At 46.7% G+C, this 19,898-nt stretch carries 17 protein-coding genes and 1 tRNA gene; all 18 read right to left on the reverse strand.

The window, feature by feature from the left end:
• Positions 1-59 precede the first annotated feature (59 nt).
• The 18 genes from hemA to ACN9MT_RS11375 all read right to left on the reverse strand — a co-directional run bounded on the left by hemA (position 60) and on the right by ACN9MT_RS11375 (position 19,874).
• Complete coding sequence (gene hemA / locus ACN9MT_RS11290) at positions 60-1,400, reverse strand: glutamyl-tRNA reductase (protein WP_426272188.1); 1,341 nt, start codon at positions 1,398-1,400, stop codon at positions 60-62.
• Positions 1,401-1,614: 214 nt separating this feature from the next.
• Positions 1,615-2,757 carry an AI-2E family transporter gene (locus tag ACN9MT_RS11295; RefSeq protein ID WP_426272189.1) on the reverse strand — a complete coding sequence of 381 codons (1,143 nt, stop codon included), beginning with the start codon at positions 2,755-2,757 and terminating at the stop codon, positions 1,615-1,617.
• Between the two features lie 27 nt (positions 2,758-2,784).
• Positions 2,785-4,218, reverse strand: a complete 1,434-nt coding sequence (locus ACN9MT_RS11300; protein ID WP_426272190.1) for a glycosyltransferase family 2 protein — start codon at positions 4,216-4,218, stop codon at positions 2,785-2,787.
• Positions 4,208-5,230, reverse strand: coding sequence for a HEAT repeat domain-containing protein (locus ACN9MT_RS11305; protein WP_426272191.1), 1,023 nt, complete (start codon positions 5,228-5,230; stop codon positions 4,208-4,210). Before ACN9MT_RS11305 ends, ACN9MT_RS11300 begins: the two co-directional genes overlap by 11 nt.
• Positions 5,227-5,973 carry a response regulator gene (locus ACN9MT_RS11310; RefSeq protein ID WP_426272192.1) on the reverse strand — a complete coding sequence of 249 codons (747 nt, stop codon included), beginning with the start codon at positions 5,971-5,973 and terminating at the stop codon, positions 5,227-5,229. The genes ACN9MT_RS11305 and ACN9MT_RS11310 overlap by 4 nt, the downstream gene beginning before the upstream one ends.
• On the reverse strand, positions 5,974-9,021 hold the full coding sequence (locus ACN9MT_RS11315; RefSeq protein ID WP_426272193.1) for a hypothetical protein: 3,048 nt from the start codon (positions 9,019-9,021) through the stop codon (positions 5,974-5,976).
• A gap of 182 nt (positions 9,022-9,203) precedes the next feature.
• Positions 9,204-9,785 carry a ribosome biogenesis GTP-binding protein YihA/YsxC gene (yihA, locus tag ACN9MT_RS11320; protein ID WP_023468975.1) on the reverse strand — a complete coding sequence of 194 codons (582 nt, stop codon included), beginning with the start codon at positions 9,783-9,785 and terminating at the stop codon, positions 9,204-9,206.
• Between the two features lies 1 nt (position 9,786).
• Positions 9,787-12,096 carry an endopeptidase La gene (gene lon, locus ACN9MT_RS11325; protein WP_056062601.1) on the reverse strand — a complete coding sequence of 770 codons (2,310 nt, stop codon included), beginning with the start codon at positions 12,094-12,096 and terminating at the stop codon, positions 9,787-9,789.
• A gap of 69 nt (positions 12,097-12,165) precedes the next feature.
• Positions 12,166-13,431: an ATP-dependent protease ATP-binding subunit ClpX gene (gene clpX / locus ACN9MT_RS11330; RefSeq protein WP_023468977.1), complete on the reverse strand. Its 1,266-nt coding sequence runs from the start codon at positions 13,429-13,431 to the stop codon at positions 12,166-12,168.
• A 234-nt stretch (positions 13,432-13,665) separates the two neighbouring features.
• Positions 13,666-14,958: a trigger factor gene (tig, locus tag ACN9MT_RS11335; RefSeq protein ID WP_023468978.1), complete on the reverse strand. Its 1,293-nt coding sequence runs from the start codon at positions 14,956-14,958 to the stop codon at positions 13,666-13,668.
• 110 nt (positions 14,959-15,068) lie between these two features.
• Complete coding sequence (locus ACN9MT_RS11340) at positions 15,069-16,055, reverse strand: hypothetical protein (protein ID WP_426272194.1); 987 nt, start codon at positions 16,053-16,055, stop codon at positions 15,069-15,071.
• 27 nt (positions 16,056-16,082) lie between these two features.
• A complete protein-coding gene (locus ACN9MT_RS11345; RefSeq protein ID WP_368914672.1) occupies positions 16,083-16,607 on the reverse strand; it encodes a hypothetical protein in 525 nt (174 codons plus the stop codon).
• Between the two features lie 102 nt (positions 16,608-16,709).
• Positions 16,710-16,783: transfer RNA gene (locus ACN9MT_RS11350), tRNA-Arg, on the reverse strand.
• A 73-nt stretch (positions 16,784-16,856) separates the two neighbouring features.
• Positions 16,857-17,366, reverse strand: a complete 510-nt coding sequence (locus ACN9MT_RS11355) for a metallophosphoesterase family protein (protein WP_214852973.1) — start codon at positions 17,364-17,366, stop codon at positions 16,857-16,859.
• A gap of 5 nt (positions 17,367-17,371) precedes the next feature.
• Entirely contained in the window at positions 17,372-17,965 is a 594-nt protein-coding gene (locus ACN9MT_RS11360) for an XTP/dITP diphosphatase (protein WP_426272195.1), read from the reverse strand.
• On the reverse strand, positions 17,962-18,717 hold the full coding sequence (gene rph / locus ACN9MT_RS11365; RefSeq protein ID WP_426272196.1) for a ribonuclease PH: 756 nt from the start codon (positions 18,715-18,717) through the stop codon (positions 17,962-17,964). Before rph ends, ACN9MT_RS11360 begins: the two co-directional genes overlap by 4 nt.
• Positions 18,718-19,524, reverse strand: a complete 807-nt coding sequence (gene racE / locus ACN9MT_RS11370) for a glutamate racemase (protein WP_035406391.1) — start codon at positions 19,522-19,524, stop codon at positions 18,718-18,720.
• Positions 19,525-19,610: 86 nt separating this feature from the next.
• Positions 19,611-19,874: a phosphocarrier protein HPr gene (locus ACN9MT_RS11375; RefSeq protein WP_012371023.1), complete on the reverse strand. Its 264-nt coding sequence runs from the start codon at positions 19,872-19,874 to the stop codon at positions 19,611-19,613.
• Between the last annotated feature and the right edge of the window lie 24 nt (positions 19,875-19,898).

Consider the following 19,898-nt stretch of genomic DNA (forward strand, 5'->3'; position numbering starts at 1 on the left):
AAAGGGGCGGCACAAGTCCGCCCCATGCATTTTCTATTGTAACACAAATCGTACTTTGTTCACCGGTTCACAGCTTTTGCTGCAGGTGTCGTCTCTTCTGACGTCACGATTTCATCTTCGAGCCCATCAAACAAGTCTTCGTTTAATGCGAACGTATCCATGAACTGCGCAATCCGCTCATCGGCATCCGGTTTCGCTGCCGCATCTTTGATGTAAGATAGCGGTTCACGCAACAATTGATTGATGATGGATTTCATGTGTTTACCAATGACGGTTTTTTCACGTTTTGACATCTCCGGTAATTTCCGTTCCAAGCTTTGCATCGTCTCTTGTTGAATCCGCAACGCTTGGTCTCGTAATTCCGTGATGATCGGCACGACACCAAGTGTCGTCATCCACCCTTCGAACTCGGCGATTGCCGCTTCGATTCGTTGTTCGATTTTCGCCGCTTCCTTCATCCGTTCCGCCATGTTTTGCTGGACGATCGATGTCAGATCATCGACATCATATAAATGAACGCCTGGCAAGTCACCAACGGTCGGTTCGATGTCGCGCGGTACTGCGATGTCAATCAACAAGAATGGACGATCGTGACGGAACAGCTGTGCTGCTGCGATGTCTTCCCGTTTGATGATGGCACGTTTTGCACCTGTTGAAGAGATGACGATGTCTGCCCGAAGCAAACCGCACTGCATTTCATTAATCGAATGCGCTGATCCTTCGAACCGATTCGCGACCTCTTCTGCTTTGGCAAGCGTCCGGTTAAAGACCGTGATGTCACGAGCTCCTGCTTCATATAAGTTGAGCGTCGTCAATTCGCCAGTTTCTCCCGCACCGATGACGACAATCGATTTATCTTCAAGCGATCCGAGTAACTGTTCGGCAAGCGTGACGGCAGCAGCACTGACAGAAACGGCATTTTCACCGATTCCAGTTTCTGCGTGAGCCCGTTTGGCGAGCGTGACCGCTTCTTTGAAGAGTTTGTTAAAGACCGTTCCTGTCGTTTCAAGCTTCTGTGCCATGAAGAAGCTTGTCTTGACCTGACCAAGGATTTGCGTTTCACCGACGATCATTGAATCAAGACCACTTGTCACGCGGAACAGATGTTTCATCGCATCGAATCCTTCATGGATGAAGAGATACGGCTCGAGCTCTTCCATCGTCAAACCAAACCAGTTTGCAAGGAAACGTTTTGTATAATACCGTCCTGTATGTGGCTGATCCGTCACGACGTATAGTTCCGTCCGGTTACATGTCGAGACGATGACACTTTCAAAGATACTTTTTTCATCGCGCAATGCGACGACCGCTCCCTTCATCTCATGCTCCCCAAATGAGACTTGTTCGCGTATTGATACAGGCGCTGTTTTGTTATTCAAGCCGACCACTACGATATGCATGCGCTCTACCCCTTACGTCCAAAGATTTCGTTCCGATCTATCTTTTCGTTCTCTATCCTACATTATAACCATTATAAAAAAGATTCCAATCAATTTATAAACTAAAATGAGTCGAAGTTGTGAAATCTTCTTCATTTTTTCTCTTCTTCTACCTTATCCCTCTCCCGTAAAAATCACAAACCCTCTGCTCCTAAAAAGAGCAGAGGGTTACACTTTACTTCAATGATTCAGGTGATACCGTCACGTCCGGTACGTCGAGACGTTGCTGACGTAAACGATAAATCCGAGCGATGTTCTGAATGACGACTTTTGAGACCGCATAGGTCGGAACTGCCAAGATGACACCGATGATGCCACCGATTTTCCCGGCAACGAGCAAAACTATGATGATCGTCAGGGGATGGACCTTGAGCGTTTTCCCTTGAACGTAAGGAGAAATCAAGTTCGATTCGATTTGTTGCGCGACGACGATCGTGATGATCGCATAGACCGCTTTAATCGGATCATCAATGAACCCGACAATGACTGCCGGTACGGCACCGATGTAAGGTCCAAGATACGGGATGATGTTCGTCACCGTACAGAATAAGGCAAGCAATAACGCATATTGAATGTCAGCAATGAAAAAGCCGATCAAGGACATCACACCGACGCAGATTGAGACGATGACCTGTCCGTTGACGTAATGCTTCACTGTCACGTGCATGTCGTGCAGAATTTTACGCGTTTCCGTTTCGTAGTTACGCGGTAACAATTTCACGACGGAGTCAGGGAACTTATACCCGTCAAGCAACATATACACTAAAATGAACGGCACTAAGACGATGATTAAGACCGTCGAAGAGATGACACCGAAAATCGTTCCAACGGACGTCGAGACGGACTTGAAGACAGTACCGACATACGATGTCGCTTCATTCGTCCACTTATCAAATAAATCTGTATTCTCATGTACCCAGGTCGAGATAAAACGATTGTCCATCAGCTGATCGCGTAAATTTAACGTTTGATCACGCAATTCGATGACGAGCGTCGGAATGCTCGTTGCAAAATCTGTCACCTGCTCAACTAAGATCGGTCCGATTGAAGCGACGGCGATCGTCAGGATCGTGATGAAACCAAGCAAAACGATCAACACGGCAAGACCACGTTTCTTGACTCGTTTTTGCAACGTATCTACGATCCCAAGCGTGAAGTAATAGAAAATACCCGCAATAATGAGCGGTGGGAAGATCAATGCCAGCATGACTTTTATCGGCTGGAATAAAAATGAGATCTTTGTACCGACCCAGATGACAAGAAAAATCACTAATACCCAAATTAATGCTTTAAACCATTTGTTTCGTAACAAATCCACCTAGCATATCCTCCTCATACCTATTCGTCAGCCGACTTTTTCCTCGGTGACGTCTTCGAGGCGTTGGCGCTCCATCTGTCCCCAGTTTCCTCGACCAGTCAAGAATTGAATCAATCCACCTAGTTTGAAGAAGACTAAAATCGGACGGTACCAGAACGACTCGGTCAAGGACCATAAATACAACCGAATCAATTCTTTGACGTTCTTGAATCGGTGCATCGTCCACTCTTCCAATAATACGGCACCTGCTGATAATAAGGAACCATAGAGTAAAGCAACGACCAATAAGACGATACCAAATTCAAAGTTAAGCGTCCCGACGAGCAGGTTGAGCGGAATGATGAAATATCCAATCAGTTCAACGATAGGTCCGAGTAATTCAATCAAAAAGAAATATAGCATCGAAACGCCACCAACAGAACCATATTTCGGATTACCGATCATGCGCTTATGCGTCCAGAGCGTCTCAGCTAGCCCACGGTGCCAACGTGTACGTTGTGACCGTAACACTTCCATTGACTCCGGAGCTTGCGTCCAACAGACTGGTGCCGGAACGTACTCGATGCGTTTATCAAGCTTGTTTTCCTTCATGTACCGGTGCAAACGAACGACAAGTTCCATGTCCTCACCGACAAGTCCTTCCTTATATCCACCTGCTTGGACAACGATGTTCTTTTGGAACAGACCGAACGCACCAGAGACAATCAATAAGATGTTGAAACGGCTAAGTCCAAGGCGACCAAATAAGAATGCTCGGAAATATTCAATCATCTGCATCAAGACAATCCGTTGTTTTGGTGTCCGAATCTCGACGATTTCACCACCTTCAATCGTACAGCCATTGACGAGGAAGATTGAACCACATGTCGCGACGACCTCTTCGTCGGACTCGACGATCGGTTTCATGATTTTTAATAGGGCATCCCGCTCTAAAATCGAATCCGCGTCAAGCGAGCAGAAATACGGATAACTGGAATGGTCGATACCGGCATTCAAGGCATCTGCCTTTCCACCATTCTCTTTATCGATAACGATCAAACGACTATCGATCCGCGAACGGTAGACTTGTTTGACCGGCTTCGAACCAATCAGAATCCGCGGATAGCGGATTTCCTTCTCCAGCTCATACGATCGGAACAATTCGTCCATCGTTCCGTCCTTTGAACCATCATTGATGACGATGACTTCATGCTCCGGATAGTCAAGTGCTAGCAAGGCTTGGACACTCGAGACGATCGTATATTCCTCATTGTACGCTGGTACAAGGATACTGACCGGTCGTGTATAGAGAGAGCGCATCAGTGGCAAGTAAGAGCTCTCTTTCCGACGGAAGCGTTGCCGTCGCACCATTTGAGCTGAAATCAGGTAAAGCATCGAATAGAACACGATGACGAGTAACATATAAATCAACACTGTCCATGAAAGGACTTCAATAATGGCTTGGATTGTCTCAGACGACATGATGCTTCATCTCCTTTGCCAACCGTTCTGTAGCTTTTTGACGTGCATAGCGGTCGGGATGTGTACTTGATACCTTCGCCAATTGTTCGATCCCGCCACAAGCAAGCAGCGCATCAAAGGCAGCTGTCCGGACCCACCACGATCGACTACCGACAAACGGCAAGATCGCTGGTATCGCATCGGCTGGAACGACATGTTCTAAGAAACGAAGGGCAAGCATTTGCTCAACCCAACTTGATTCTTCTTCCAAGTAAGGCACATATAACTTCCAGTCCTCCTCAAGCCCGATTCGCGTGAGCGCACGAAGGGCACGTTTTCGGATTTCTGGATTTTCATCTGTCGTCTTGTCACGAACGAGTGCGATATAACGTGTCTCATCGCGGTCAAAGATCAACTGAAGGATTGCTAACTTAAAGGACAGTGTCAATTCTTCGAACGCAGCCACCCACTCCTCTAAGTCTTGACTACGACCGACCGCAAGAATCGCACCGAAGAAACTAATCCCATTTTCTTGCTTGGCGATGGCGATCGCATCTTGCGGTGATAGTGAGACGAGGGTCCGAACGATGACATCGCTCTCTTCTTTTTCAATCGTGTTTCCCCAACGCGCATGAATCATCGGTGCGACTGCTACCAAACGGAATTGAGAGACGGCCTCATAAGCGTTCAAGCGACGGTCAATCCGACGATGCTTCAATTCTTGTTCGTAATAGACTTGCATATTAGCAGCGACAAAAGCTTGCACTCGTTCGAGATGTGCCGGTGTTGCCGTCAAGTTAGACAGTGCGAAGAGCTCAAGCTCAGCTAGATCCTCGTTTCCTTTTTGAACCGTCGGCATGTCCTGACGTTCACCTGTCGCATAGTCGTAGATGTCATCTCGAAAGGCAAGTTGCCAATCGCTACGGGCATGCTCGCGATTGGCACGTTTTCGTTTTTGAACGACGAGATAGACCAATGCTCCACCTTGTAAGAAAACGAGTACAACGATAAATACTAGAATCGCCTGCATCATCGGCCATCCTCAACTTTTCGAATCCACGCGCGGAATTCTTCGATTTTTAACGGAAGGGTCATAATGTAATCAACACCTCGGTCAATCGCAAGAACATGATCGCGTTCACGGTTGTACATCGAGATCATCATCGATTGGAACGGTGCGACACTCTGTTGTTTCGCTCGCAGTAGTAATTCCAGCCCATCTGCTCGTGGTAGTGCTGACGTAAACACGAGTAAATACGGACGGGATGCTACGTACTCGTCAAGGAATGTCTCTGCTCGTTCGAATGTTACGAACCGTTCGAAGCGTTCCGTCAGTTCCCGTTCCATCATCCGACGGATATGCGGATCTTCCGTTACGACGACGACATCCGCGATATGATGGATTTTCTTATAACGCGCTAGCCGGTCAAGGACAAGCTCCCGCGACAGTGTCGCCGGTAGAATTTCTCGCGCATTTTCTAAACCATAGAAAGAGGTCTCCGTATTAAAATACACGACGGGAATTCGTTCTTCGATGACAGGTTCGCTTGCGAGAACGACATCGGCATAAGAAATGTCCGTCCGCACGCACCACCCCTCTTCAATCAGTCTGTTGACCGCCTCCGGCATTTGTCCGACTGTGTGCACGAACAAGATATTCGTCGACGATTGCCGGACGGTTTCTTCCGTCCATTCAATCGTCGAACTGACTTCACGATCTTGACTTATTGATTCAAACGACTGATTGATTAATTTCCACATCTCTTCACGTCGCATTTAGTTTCCTCCCTCAGTGAATGCTTTTTTCATCGTCCGATAGACAGGTTTCAGTTCTTCTCGCTGTTGCGGATTCGTCCACTCTGCCCAGTTGTAGAAACCACGATCTTTTTCAGGGATACGTGTCTCACCGACTTGACCTGTGACTTCGATTCCTTCCGTAATCATCTTCGCTTCTAATCCATCTTTCCAGAAGTCACCGATAATTTCATGTTTACTAGGGTCTCGCATATTCAAGACCATCCATGGAATACGGAGCTCTACGGTTGGTTTCGTGATATCTGAGATATCTGTCAAGATATCGTCTGGTTCTCCTTCATGTAGAACACCCGTGTCCCACTTGACGGCTGGTTTGACGATTTTTTTCGTCACCGGGTCGCGTCTTGCATAATCGAGCATTTGATAAATTGGAACGAACTTACCGCTGTCTTTTTGATCAGACGGTGGTTTTACCATCTCAAACGGCATCTTGAGACCATAGTGATAACGGAAGATATCATAACGAGCATCGACATCGATGCGCGCCTTCTGATCGATCGTCAGGCGATATTCCGCTCCTTCATCAAGCCTCAACGGACCGACTTTCGTATTCCCATCGTTTGGTTTCGTCGATAGCGCAAGTGTCGTCGGCTCTGCTTTTTTCCGGTCGATACGCAAATAGAGATAGGCTTCGTCGGATGTCATATATATCGCTTGATCCTTATTTTCAGCGACTGGTGCATACCCTTTCCAATCATCCAATTTCCCGTCAATGACGATATCTGAACGCAGGAAACCAAGCATACCGAAATGTTGTTCGCTCGTCTGGACATTCGACCAACGGGGGCGCGTATTGGCATCATCATAATCCATCGTGTTCCACGTCCGCTTGAACCATTCATCTTGCCAGATGAAGACGAGTCCACCGGCTGTTTTGACGTCTTTAATGTCTTGATAGAGTTGTGCGACGAGTTCGCCTTGTTTCTTCTCACTGACATGCCCTTGATCGAAACCATTTGGTCCGAGGTGCGTCTTCCCGCGAGAACTCGGAATTCCGAATTCTGATACAAGTAGCGGCATATCATGATAATCCTTCATCTTCTTCAAGTAACGAGCATACGATTCAGATCCTTTGTCCGTTTTTTGACTGTATTCTTCCTTGATGAACGAAGGATAGTACGGATAGATGTGGTAAGACGCGAACAAGCCACCCGGGAAATCCTTCGTTGCTTTTAAGTGATTGAAATCAATGGAGACGAGGTCCTGTTCTTCCTCAATCTCTTTCGGGTGTTTCAACGGATCTGTCGTCGGCCAGTTCGTCGAACCGATTGGTCGTGTTGTGCCGTACTCTTTGATTTCATGTGCAGTCGCCGTATCCATCCGACCTGCTAACCACGATTCGAAAGGAGACGCTTCTTTCGTCGTCGTTACGTATTGTCCTTCGAAACGTGTTCCTTTGTTCTTTTTATTTGTTTCGACGACAGCTTCCGGTAACCATTCGATTCCGAAGACGAATGCTGAAACGTATTGCGAGACGTCTGAAGTGTATGTTCCGGAAGCATGACCAACAACTTCTTTAACGACTGCGTTTCCATGAATGACATCAACCATTCGTTTTGCTTCCGTATCTGTCATCTTCATGAACTTTGGATCGAATGCATTTTTTAGTTCCTCGAACGGCTTCTCTTCGACCCACATGCCTTGCATGAGATAAATCGGTTGTTTCGCCTTTTCGTTGTAAGCTTTTAATGCATCGTAAAAAGCAGGAGGGTGCAACGTGTACACACGAATCGTATTGACCCCCATCGCTCCGATTTCCTTCAACCAACGATCATATTCGTTTCGGCTGATGGCATGTTCCCCGGGAAATGCACCTGGTCGACCAAGTCCAATGTTGACACCCTTAACGAAGTACGGCTTCCATTCACCATCTTGATACATCTCAAGCGTGTCCTGTCCTTCACGAGCTCGGGTCCGCAACTCTTGGTTACCGACCTTCGTTTGTGAAAGTGGTTTGACCTTCGCAGTTTGTGTCGAGATCCGTTTCGTATCCTCAAGAATACGCGTCAGCGTTGGGGCATAAATCTTCCAGAAGAACGCCGATTCACTTTCCGCACTATCGAGGATGAACTGTTTGCGGAACCAATCGAGACCACTGTATCGATAATAACGTGGAATATCCGCGACGTCCGTATAATCACCGGCAAAATAGTGACCACTTCCTTGCGTGACATACGCTGGAAACTCAAGCGGCAACTGATATTTTCGAAGCATTGCTTGTGTCTGTTTCGAAGGTTTCCAAGAGAAATGCGCTTGTTGTTTCCCACCATCTAGTTCAAGAATCTCGAACCAGTAGTTATAACGGACCTCATCTTTTGCATTCCCCTTATTTTGGTCCCACTTGTAAAGTAAAGGAGTGTCATCATTGACGAAAAAAGCTTTTTCGGTCGAATCATTAATAAAAACATAACCCGGACCTGTTAGTTTGAACTCTTTTTCTTTCGCTTGTGTTTTTAATTGAGCTACGACGTTTTTCTCAAGACCTTGCAATTTTGTTAAATCTGGGAAAAATCGACCTATCCATCCTGTCCAAGCCGTCCCGAATAATTGTCGAAACGCATTGGAACGCTCGACTGACGTCGGACTTGCTGCTGTATTAAATTCCGCCACGACGGTTTTTCCTTGCGAAATCGCTTCAGTTGCAAGCTCGACATCTTCTGTCGTCAAGCCACCACGATGTTCTTTTTTCCCGTTGACGTCATATGATTTTCCGTACGTATCCGTAAACAACAGCACATCTGCTTTAGAGGCTTGTTGTAACATTTTTTTACCTTGTGTACCATCATAACGGTTGATGTAGTCCGAATACGTATAATCTTGCCCTTGCGTATTTCGGATCTTTAAGTGATTCAATAACCACGTCGTTCCGGCATGCTCTCGCTCTTCCGTTCCGTTCGTGTAATCAAATAGCGCAATGTTTAATGTCTTTTCCTGCTTCAAAAACCAAATGGCAAATGGTGTCAGAATGAGTAAGACGACGATTGCGAACGTCCATTTATAACGCCTCATATTGGCATAGCCTCCCACTAGAACAATTTGTTCCTATCATTGTAACGTGAATCAAATGATGTTCATATAATGGAAATCAAAAATGTTGTAAGGAAATAATTAGATACTATTTTTAGATTACTTTAACCCTCATAAAAAAACGTCCTGCTCTCCTATTGTAGGAGAACAAAACGTTTCGTTTTTTACAAAAGACGATAAATCGCTTCCCATGCGGCATCGACGCCTTCTCCTGTCTCAGATGAGAAAGGAATTAAGGTATCTTGACCATCAAATTGCAATTTACGTTTGATTGCCGCGATATGTTTATCACGTTGACTTTTTTTGATTTTATCGAGTTTTGTTGCAACGACGATGACCGGTAGATCGTAATACTTCAAGAAATCGTACATCGTCACGTCATCCGCAGACGGATCATGTCGGATGTCGACGAGCTGTACGACACCTTTGAGGATTTCACGTTGTGTGAAGTACTTCTCCATCATCTTGCCCCACGCTTCACGCTCCGTCTTCGAGACTTTCGCATACCCGTAACCCGGTACATCGACGAACATGACTTCATCATTGATGTTAAAGAAGTTCAAGGTTTGCGTTTTACCTGGTTTCGAAGATGTCCGCGCGAGTGCTTTTCGCTGAACCAGTTTATTGATGAAAGAGGACTTTCCGACATTCGATCGCCCTGCGAGTGCCACTTCTGGCAACAATGGCTCCGGATAATGCTCCGGGTTTACGCCACTCGTAATAAAATCAGCTTTATAAATTTTCATGTTACTCTCCTTTTAATGCATGTTCGAGCACTTGCTCCATCGTCGCGACCGGAATGAATTCCATTCCTGCGCGGACGCTTTCCGGGATGTCATCGATGTCCCGCGTATTATCTTGTGGTAGAAGAACGGTCGTCAAGCCCGCACGATGTGCTGCGAGTGACTTTTCCTTTAGTCCACCGATCGGTAAGACCCGTCCACGTAGTGTGATTTCACCTGTCATCCCGACGTCCCGGCGAACCGGACGCTTCGTCAAGGCGGAAATCAGTGCTGTTGCCAGTGTAATACCAGCAGATGGACCATCTTTTGGTACAGCACCTTCAGGGACGTGGATGTGGATGTCTTGCGTTTCGTAGAAGTTCGGTTCGATGCCAAGGGACGTCGCATTTGCTCGGACGAAGCTGTACGCAGTCTGAGCGGACTCTTGCATGACGTCACCGAGTTTCCCGGTTAACTGCAGTTTCCCTTTACCCGGAGCAAGACTGACTTCGATCGTCAACGTATCGCCCCCAAAAGCAGTATACGCTAAACCAGTCACTGCGCCAATCATATCTTCTAGCTCGCCTTGACCATAACGGTAGATCGGTTTACCTAAGAAATCATCTAGATTACGCTTGGTCACCGTCACCCGCTTCTTCTCACCCATCGCGATTTGTTTTGCTGCTTTCCGGCAAAGTGAGCCGAGGACACGTTCAAGATTACGGACACCGGCTTCTCGTGTATAACGACGAACGACTTCTTCTAGCGCGTCTGCTTTGACTGTCAATTGACTCTTTTTCAGACCGTGTTCAGCAAGTTGCTTCGATAATAGATGACGAACGGCAATTTCCGTCTTCTCTTGTTCCGTATAGCCACCAATCTGAATCAGTTCCATTCGGTCGAGCAACGGTCCTGGGATGTTCGAGACATCATTTGCTGTCGCGATGAAGAGAACATTTGATAAATCGAACGGTTCTTCGATGTAGTGATCGGAGAAGCTGTTGTTTTGTTCCGGATCAAGAACTTCAAGCATCGCGGACGATGGGTCACCACGGAAGTCATTTGACATCTTATCAATCTCATCCAGTAAGAAGACCGGGTTGTTCGTTCCTGCTTGTTTTAAACCGCGGATGATTCGACCTGGCATCGCACCGATATACGTCCGGCGATGTCCACGGATCTCCGCTTCATCGCGCACGCCACCAAGTGAGACGCGGACAAACTTCCGTTCGAGTGCTGTTGCGATCGAGCGAGCAAGCGACGTTTTACCGACCCCCGGAGGACCTGATAAACAAAGAATCGGACCCCGTAGCGAATCCGTCAACTGACGAACAGCAAGGTACTCAAGAATCCGTTCCTTCACCTTTTCTAAACCATAATGGTCCTCGTCGAGCTGTTCCGAAGCAGCTGAAACGTTCAAGAAATCGTCCGTCGCCTCATTCCAAGGTAACGAGAAGAACCACTCGAGATAGTTACGAATGACCCCATGTTCGGGACTTGTCGCCGGTACGACAGCTAAACGACTGATTTCCTTCTCGACGTTCGCAACCGTCGTTTCCGGTAAATCAAGCATGGATAGTTGCTCCCGGTATTTCGTCGCATCGCTTTCAACGGATGCCGACTCGCCACCGAGTTCTTGTTGAATCGTCTTCAATTGTTCCCGCAAGTAATACTCGCGTTGCGATTGTTCAATCGTCTTCTTCGTTCGTTCACGCATCTCACGTTCGAGTTCGACGACTTCATATTCATGTTTCATGACGTCAAGCAACATCAATCCCCGTTCGACCGGATCCTGTTGTTCGAGGAACTCCTGTTTCTTCGAGATATCGATCGGTAACTTCGACGTGATATAGTCCGTCAATGAGTCGAGACGTTCATAGGTCTCGAACCGACGACGCTCATCTGTTCCGATGCCTTTGATACGAGAGACGAGTTGACCGAACTGTTCTTTAATTAGACGAACGAGCGCTTCTTGTTTCGCCCCTTTGATGTCCATCTTCTCGATTGGTTCGATGACTGCTTGATATCCTTCGTCCGTCTCCTCAACGTTTTCAATCCGGACGCGTTCCTTCCCGATAACACGAACACGAACTGTATCATTCCCAAGTTCACTCATCTTCGCGATTTGAACAAGTGTACCGACCTGATGCAACCCGTCGACAGACGGCTCTGCTTCTGGGTCACGTTGCGTGACGACGACGAGATCGATCTCATGTTCCTTTGATGCAAGTAAGGCTTTTAAGGATACCGGACGCCCAACATCAATCGTCAATCCGATCAACGGATACGCGACGACACCGCGTAACGGTAAAAGTGGATATTGTTTTTTCTTCATTCGAATTCCTCCTAAACAAAAAGACTCGGAAAGGCGTACAAGTAGCCTCCGAGCCGATTTGTCACGGTGTTACGCCGTTTCTTTTTCTTTCCCATGTTCAATTGTACCATCTTTCAACTCAAGCGTTGGACCGCGCTTACCAGTCAACGTCTCTGCTGTAATGATGACTTTCGCGATGTCTTCACGCGATGGAATTTCGAACATGATATCTAGCATAGTTTCTTCGATGATGGAACGAAGACCACGCGCACCTGTTTTACGTTCGATTGCGAGCTTCGCAATCTCAAGAAGTGCATCTTCCGTGAAGTCGAGTTCGACATCATCAAGTTGAAGCATTTTCTTATATTGTTTCACGAGGGCGTTTTTCGGTTTCGTCAAGATTTGAACGAGTGCCTCTTCATCGAGTGGCTCGAGTGTTGCCATGACTGGCAAACGACCGATGAACTCAGGAATCAAACCAAACTTTTGAAGATCTTCTGGCAATGCGGCTGCTAGAATTTCTTTTTGTGTGAGGTTACGGTTCTCTGAATCGTTTCCGAAGCCGATGACTTTTTTACCGAGACGACGTTTGATCGACTGATCGATACCATCGAATGCTCCACCAACGATGAACAAGATGTTCGTCGTATCGATTTGGATGAATTCTTGATGCGGATGTTTGCGTCCACCTTGTGGCGGTACACTTGCAACAGTTCCTTCCAAAATCTTCAGCAAGGCTTGTTGAACACCCTCACCAGAAACATCACGTGTAATTGACGGATTTTCTGATTTACGAGCGATCTTATCGATCTCATCAATGTAGATGATTCCTTTTTCAGCCTTCTCGACATCATAGTCCGCTGCTTGGATGAGTTTCAACAGGATGTTCTCGACGTCTTCACCGACATAACCGGCTTCCGTCAAACTTGTTGCATCTGCAATCGCAAACGGTACGTTTAAGATACGTGCCATCGTTTGGGCAAGAAGTGTCTTACCGCTACCTGTTGGACCGATCATGACGATGTTTGATTTTGAGAGCTCGACATCATCTGCGCGACCACCAGCATTGATTCGTTTGTAGTGATTATACATCGCTACAGATAACGATTTTTTCGCTTTTTCTTGACCGATGACATAATCGTCAAGTGTCGTACGAATTTCATGCGGTTTTGGAACATTCTTCAGCTCGACTTCTTCTTCTGTACCGAGTTCTTCCTCTACGATTTCATTGCAGAGTTCGATACACTCGTCGCAAATGTAAACGCCAGGTCCAGCAACAAGTTTGCGTACTTGTTCTTGTGTCTTTCCACAGAAAGAACATTTTAGCTGACCTTTTTCTTCGTTGAATTTAAACATAAAGGTCCACCCCTTTAACGTGGAAATTGTATGGACGCCTGTAGCATCCCGTCTCACGTTTTACTATTTATGATTGTAGCATGAACAAGGAAAGTCTTTCAAATCCTGGACGAACGATTTACAGTTTGATGTCCTGAACCAAGGATTGTTTGTCCTTGTTTGACCTATCGTACAAAAAAATCGACTCCAAGACCAGAAATTGGGCTTGAAGTCGATCGAAAACCATGAAATGGCTTATTTTGCTTTTGCGTTGTCGACGAGAACATCGATAGCTTTACGGAATTGAAGATCGCCTTTAAGCGTTTCAAGACCACCTTGTGGTGCAAGCATCGTTTCAAGTTGATCTGCAGGGATGTTGTAGAGTTCTGACATTGATTGAAGTTCAGTTTGTGTTTCTTCGTCTGTTACTTCGATTTTTTCGTCAGCAACGATTTGCTTAAGGACGAGACGTGCTTTAACGCGCTCTTCCGCTTGCTCTTTCATTTCAGAACGCATTGCCTCTTCTGTCGTTCCAGTCAACTGGAAGTACATGTTGAGGTCGATGCCTTGTGATTGAATACGTTGTGTGAACTCTTGAACCATACGCTCGACTTCGTTTTCGACCATGACTTCTGGAAGATCAACTGTCGCGTTTTTCGTAGCCGCTTCGACTAACTCATCGCGCATTGAAGCATCAGCTTCTTGTTTGCGTGTGTTTTCGAGACGCGTACGGATTTTTGTTTTCAACTCGTCGAGTGAAGAAACTTCTTCATCCATCTCTTTTGCGAACTCATCTGTCAATTCAGGGAGCTCTTGCGCTTTGACTTCATGGATTGTTACTTTGAATGTAACTGGTTTTCCAGCGAGTGATGCTTCGTGGTATTCCTCAGGGAATGTCACTTCAAGATCTTTTTGCTCGCCAGTTTTTAAACCGACCATTTGCTCTTCGAATCCAGGAATGAAGTTTCCAGAACCGATAACGAGTGAATAGTTCTCAGCAGTTCCGCCGTCGAATTGGTTTTCCCCATCGAAACCTGCGAAGTCGAATACGACTGTATCGCCATTCTCGATGACGCCATCTTCTTTAACGACGAGTTCTGCACCGCGTTCTTGCAATGTTTTGAGTTCAGCGTCGACGTCTTCGTCAGTAACGTTCGTTTCAACTGCTGTGTACTCAAGACCTTTGTACTCACCGAGTGTAGCTTCTGGCTCGATGACGAACGTGATTTTGAATTCTACTGGCTTGCCTTTTTCGAGTGTTTCAACGTCGATGTTTTCAAGCGCGATTGGCTCGATTCCTGATTCGACGACTGCACCTTCGATTGTGTCCTTATAAAGGATATCGAGTGCATCTTGGTACAGTGCTTCTTCACCGTACATTTTGTTGAACATTGCGCGTGGCATTTTTCCTTTACGGAAACCTGGTGTGTTCAAAGTCTTAACGACTTTCTTGAACGCTTGGTCTACCGCTTTATCAAATGCTTCAGCAGGCGCTTCATACGTGAGGACGCCGAGGCTACCTGATTGTTTTTCCCATTTTGCAGTCATGCTGAGTCCCTCCAAAATTGTCAATTAGCGTACATGTGTGTACAACAAGTCACATTATAGCACAATCGTTCTGACGATTACCACTGTTGAACGAATCGTTTCCAGATGTCTCAATCGAAGTAAATCTGCTCGAATGCGATGACTTCCGGATAGAGGATATGCACCCCCTGATATAATCGCTTCGCTAGCGGACTTAAGACACGTTCCGGCTCTTCTTTTTCAAACGACAGCCCTGCTAGTTCTTCGCATGCGAGGAGCCATTTCTCCATATCCGACCCGATTGCTTCTCGTTCTTCAAGATGAATCAACTGGTCCGAACGCAAGACGAGTAAGGCTCGAAAAGGATCCATTTTTTCGAATGTATGCATGGATGCGAGTAACGCTTGTTGTTCCTGTTGATGCGCAATCAGTACCTCTTCTAAATCCTGACGCGTCGAGATCGTCCAGTGTACATTTAAATGTGGCACATAAATGTCTGCTGGATAGGACAGATGCTCAATCACACTTCCTAATAACTGATCGATGACGAGTAGGCTTTGATGTTCTGTATCCTGAGCACGAAGATATCTGTGTGTGATGTAGTCAAAGAGCGCAGGTGTTCGTTCGAATTCAGCACCAGCCAAATGGCGCATTTGTTCGACCCAGCTTCCATGTTGCAACACATGCATCAACGCCGTTCCGGAAGTTACAGCACTCTGAGTAGTATTGTTTTTTTGAACCGGTGTCGTCTTTTGTTCTCGCACCGTCATCCGCTGTTTAATCTCGTCTAATCGAAGCGCAAGTCCATACGGCAGATACGGTGACGCCGAGCGTAGAGCGAGCTTCATTGGATATCGTTCTCCGAGTTCATAAAGAAAGAGTGCGAGCACTTGCTCCACACCCTCGACTTCAAGAAAACGTTCTGCTACAGTTTCGTATCGTTCACGGTCATGCAGTAATAGCGGTTGAATGACATAGAGTCGGTATAATACGTCTTCTCCTGTCAATTGGTCAGTCTCTAATTCCTGGACCAGCCGTTCCTGTTCAGATGCGGGCAAACGGAGGATGCGCACTCGTTCCGCTTCTAATTCGTGTTCCATCCAGCGGGATGTCCCCATATTCCGACACTCCTTTTAATTCACTGTTCAGTTTGTGAATGGATCAAGCAATGATGTCCAGTTCGTGATCGCCTCTTGTAATTTCCCTGCTTGTTCGATGCCAAGACGATTTAATGTATCGAGAGAGACGTCTGTTTCAAGAAGTCGTGTGATATCTTCTGATTGATTCACGAACTGCTCGAGCTTTGCACTTAAATTTTGTAACTCTTGCGGTGGATTTTCAAGTCCCGCCAATCGTTGGTCGATTTGGTCCAGCTCTTGATTGAACTGATCAATCGTTCCGTTTTCCTTTAACTTCTCGATTTGTTGGTCGAGCGCTTGCTCCGGATTCGTGGATTCGCGTGCTTTCGTAGCCGCTTCATTCAAAGAAGAAGATAAGTCGGACGTGACTTGTGCCGTATCTTTCGCAATCCCTTGAAGTTCTCCAGCATAATCGACACTATTTTTCACATCGTTGACCTGTTGTTTTGCATCATCAACTGTATTTGAAATCTCACTACACCCTGCAAGAAACGTACTGAGTAACAGGACTGTACCAACTTTCTTCCACATCGCGTTCATTCCTTTCGAGTTCATGATACCTTAATTATAAGCGAAAATTGAAATAAAAAAAAGAGACCGCCCTCGTAAGGGCAGTCTCTATTTTAATTATAGCGTCCCAAGAGGGATTCGAACCCCCGACCGACGGCTTAGAAGGCCGTTGCTCTATCCTGCTGAGCTATTGGGACGTGTCAACACGAATAAACTATACTAGAACAATTCTTTCGTGTCAATCACATTACAAAGATTGCATTTATTTTATTACAAAAATGTTCCGTCGAGGTGAAGTGCATTGACGCGATCCCCGTTCATGTCAAGAAAATCGACAGAATAGCGGTCTTGTTCTACTTCAAGAATCGCATACGTCTTGTCTGGGCGATGGCGTGGCATCCGAATCGATCCTGGATTGATGAATAACACACCATCCCGATACTCCGCCTTCGCAACATGAGAATGACCATACAAAACGATATCAGCTTGCTTTTCGTTCGCATGATGTTGCAAGACATCTAGGCTATATTTGACGTCTTGACGATGTCCGTGGACACAGAGGACCTTATGCTCGTCCATTTCCGACGTGACTTCTTCCGGGAAATCGTGTCCATAATCACAGTTCCCCCGTACAACACGATATGGATATAATGATTCAATGTCACGCGTCAATTGGGAGTCTCCACAATGAAATGCCAAATCCACGTCCTGATGACGTTCGAATATCGTAAGCAGTTCTTGTTCTAATCCATGGCTATCACTAACGATCAACGCTCTCATCTTCATCACACTCCTAGGAAAGTAGTTAAGTCCTGTTCGAGCTTGCGCAATGCATTGCCACGATGACTGATCATCGCTTTTTCTTCTTTCGTCAACTCAGCAGCTGTTTGTCCACTTGCCGTGACGAACAATGGGTCATAACCGAAACCGTTCGATCCCGTTGCTTCAAAACCGATTCGCCCTTCCATTGTTCCGCGTACCGTCAATGTTTCGCCTGTTGGTTTTGCTAGCGCGAGTACACAAACGAAGCGTGCCGTCCGCTCCTCTTCCGGAACACCTTCTAACTTTTCAAGTAGTAGAGCGTTGTTCGCTGCATCCGACTTTTCAAGACCCGCGAAGCGTGCCGAGTAGACACCTGGAGCGCCATCTAAAGCATCGACTTCAAGACCTGAATCGTCAGCAAGTACTGCGTGACCAAAGTAGGCTGCTGCTTCTGTTGCTTTTAAGAGTGCATTCTCCTCGAATGTTTCACCTGTCTCATCCGTCTCTGGAGCATCCGCATGATCGAGTAACGACTCGACTGTATAGCCGAGACGCCCAAGCATGCTTTCGAGTTCCTTCACTTTACCAGCGTTATGTGTTGCGACGATGACTTTCATTTATGTTCCCCCACTTCTTCTCCTACATACCACCACGAAACACCGAGTGCCTCGCGACCGGCTTCAATCAGTTCCTTAATACCTTTTTCCCCAAGTTCGAGCATTTCGAGCATCTCTTGACGGGAAAAGGTCGACTCTTCTCCTGTTGCTTGCATCTCGACGATTTTACCGGATGAGGTCATGACGAGATTGAAGTCGACTTCAGCTGCAGCATCCTCTTCGTAGCATAAATCAAGTAAGACATTCGATTCGACGATTCCAACTGAGATGGCGGCGATGCCCTCTTTGATTGGTGTATCGGTCAGTTTTCCCGCTTGAATCAGTTGATCGATAGCTCGAACGAGTGCTAAAAATCCACCGGTGATCGATGCTGTTCGTGTTCCGCCATCAGCTTGAATGACGTCACAATCGATCCAGATCGTCCGTTCACCAAGTTTTTCTAAATCGACGACCGCCCGAAGCGATCGGCTAATGAGACGTTGGATTTCCATCGTCCGGCCCGTCTGTTTGCCGCGAACGGCTTCTCGTGCAGTCCGCTGAGCGGTTGCCCGCGGTAACATCGAATATTCCGCATTGATCCAGCCTTGGCGTTTTCCACGTAGAAATGGTGGTACCCTTTCCTCGACGGTCGCCGTGCAGAGGACTTTCGTATCACCCAGTTCAATCAAAATCGAACCTTCCGCGTGTTTATTGATATCAACCGATAACTGTACTGGACGGAGATCGTCCGCCGTTCGTTGGTCTGTCCGCATTTAATCTTCCTCCGTTCCAAGGACGATGCGCTCCGCATGAATGGGCTGATCGAGCCAGTCCGTTGCAATTTGGTCGAATGAGCGGATATCGCCTGTCGCGTAATAACGATGTTCTGGTGTTTGTGTCACATCTGCTGAAATCGTGTTGTAGTCAAGTAGTGCTGCTACTTCGAGTGCGGTTTCATCCCCTGAAGAGATGAGTTGAACGCCTGGTCCGATGACCCGTCCAATGACATCTGCTAAGAGCGGATAATGGGTGCACCCGAGTATTAGTGTATCCATATCGTAATTCATTAAAGGTCGTAGCGTATTCGCAACGACACGTTCGACGTATGCGCCATCCGTCTGCATCGACTCGACGAGCGGAACGAATGGCGGGCACGCTAACGATTCAACGACGACTTGTCCTTCGACATGTCGTAACGCCTTTTCGTAGGAATTACTTGTAATCGTCATTTTTGTTCCGATGACACCGATTCGTTTCGTACGTGTCACCTTGACTGCTGCACGGGCACCCGGATCGATGACACCGATGACAGGTATATTTAAACGTTCTCGCGCTTCTTTTAAGACGACAGCCGTAGCTGTATTACAGGCGATCACGATCAATTTCACATCTTGTTGTACGAGATAATCAATCATCTCCCACGTAAACTCACGAATCTCTTCTTCTGGACGTGGACCATACGGACAACGTAGTGTATCCCCGACATAGATGATTCGCTCATGGGGCAACTGTCGCATCAATTCACGTGCGACCGTCAATCCACCGACTCCGGAATCCAGTACTCCAATCGCTCGATTCACTCTTCTCCACCTCTTTCTCTCAATCTTATGGTAACAAAAAAGGACGACGGTGCAAGACCGGCGTCCGAGAATGTACGATTACAGGATTACTGAGCAAGACCTTCGCTAGTCAGCATATCTGAAAGAGTCGTGATTGCTTCAGAAGCATCGTCACCGTTTGCAACGATTTTGATATCTGAATCTTTCGCGATTCCGAGTGAAAGAACACCCATGATTGACTTCAAGTTGACAGTCTTTCCGTTGTATTCCAAGTTGATGTCTGATTGGAATTTAGAAGCTGTGTTGACGAGCTGAGTAGCGGGACGAGCGTGAATGCCTGAATCCGCGATGACTTTGAATGTTTTTTCCATGATTAAGAAATCTCCCTTCACTAA

Source organism: Exiguobacterium sp. R-17 (assembly GCF_049913315.1).
Lineage (GTDB): Bacteria > Bacillota > Bacilli > Exiguobacteriales > Exiguobacteriaceae > Exiguobacterium_A.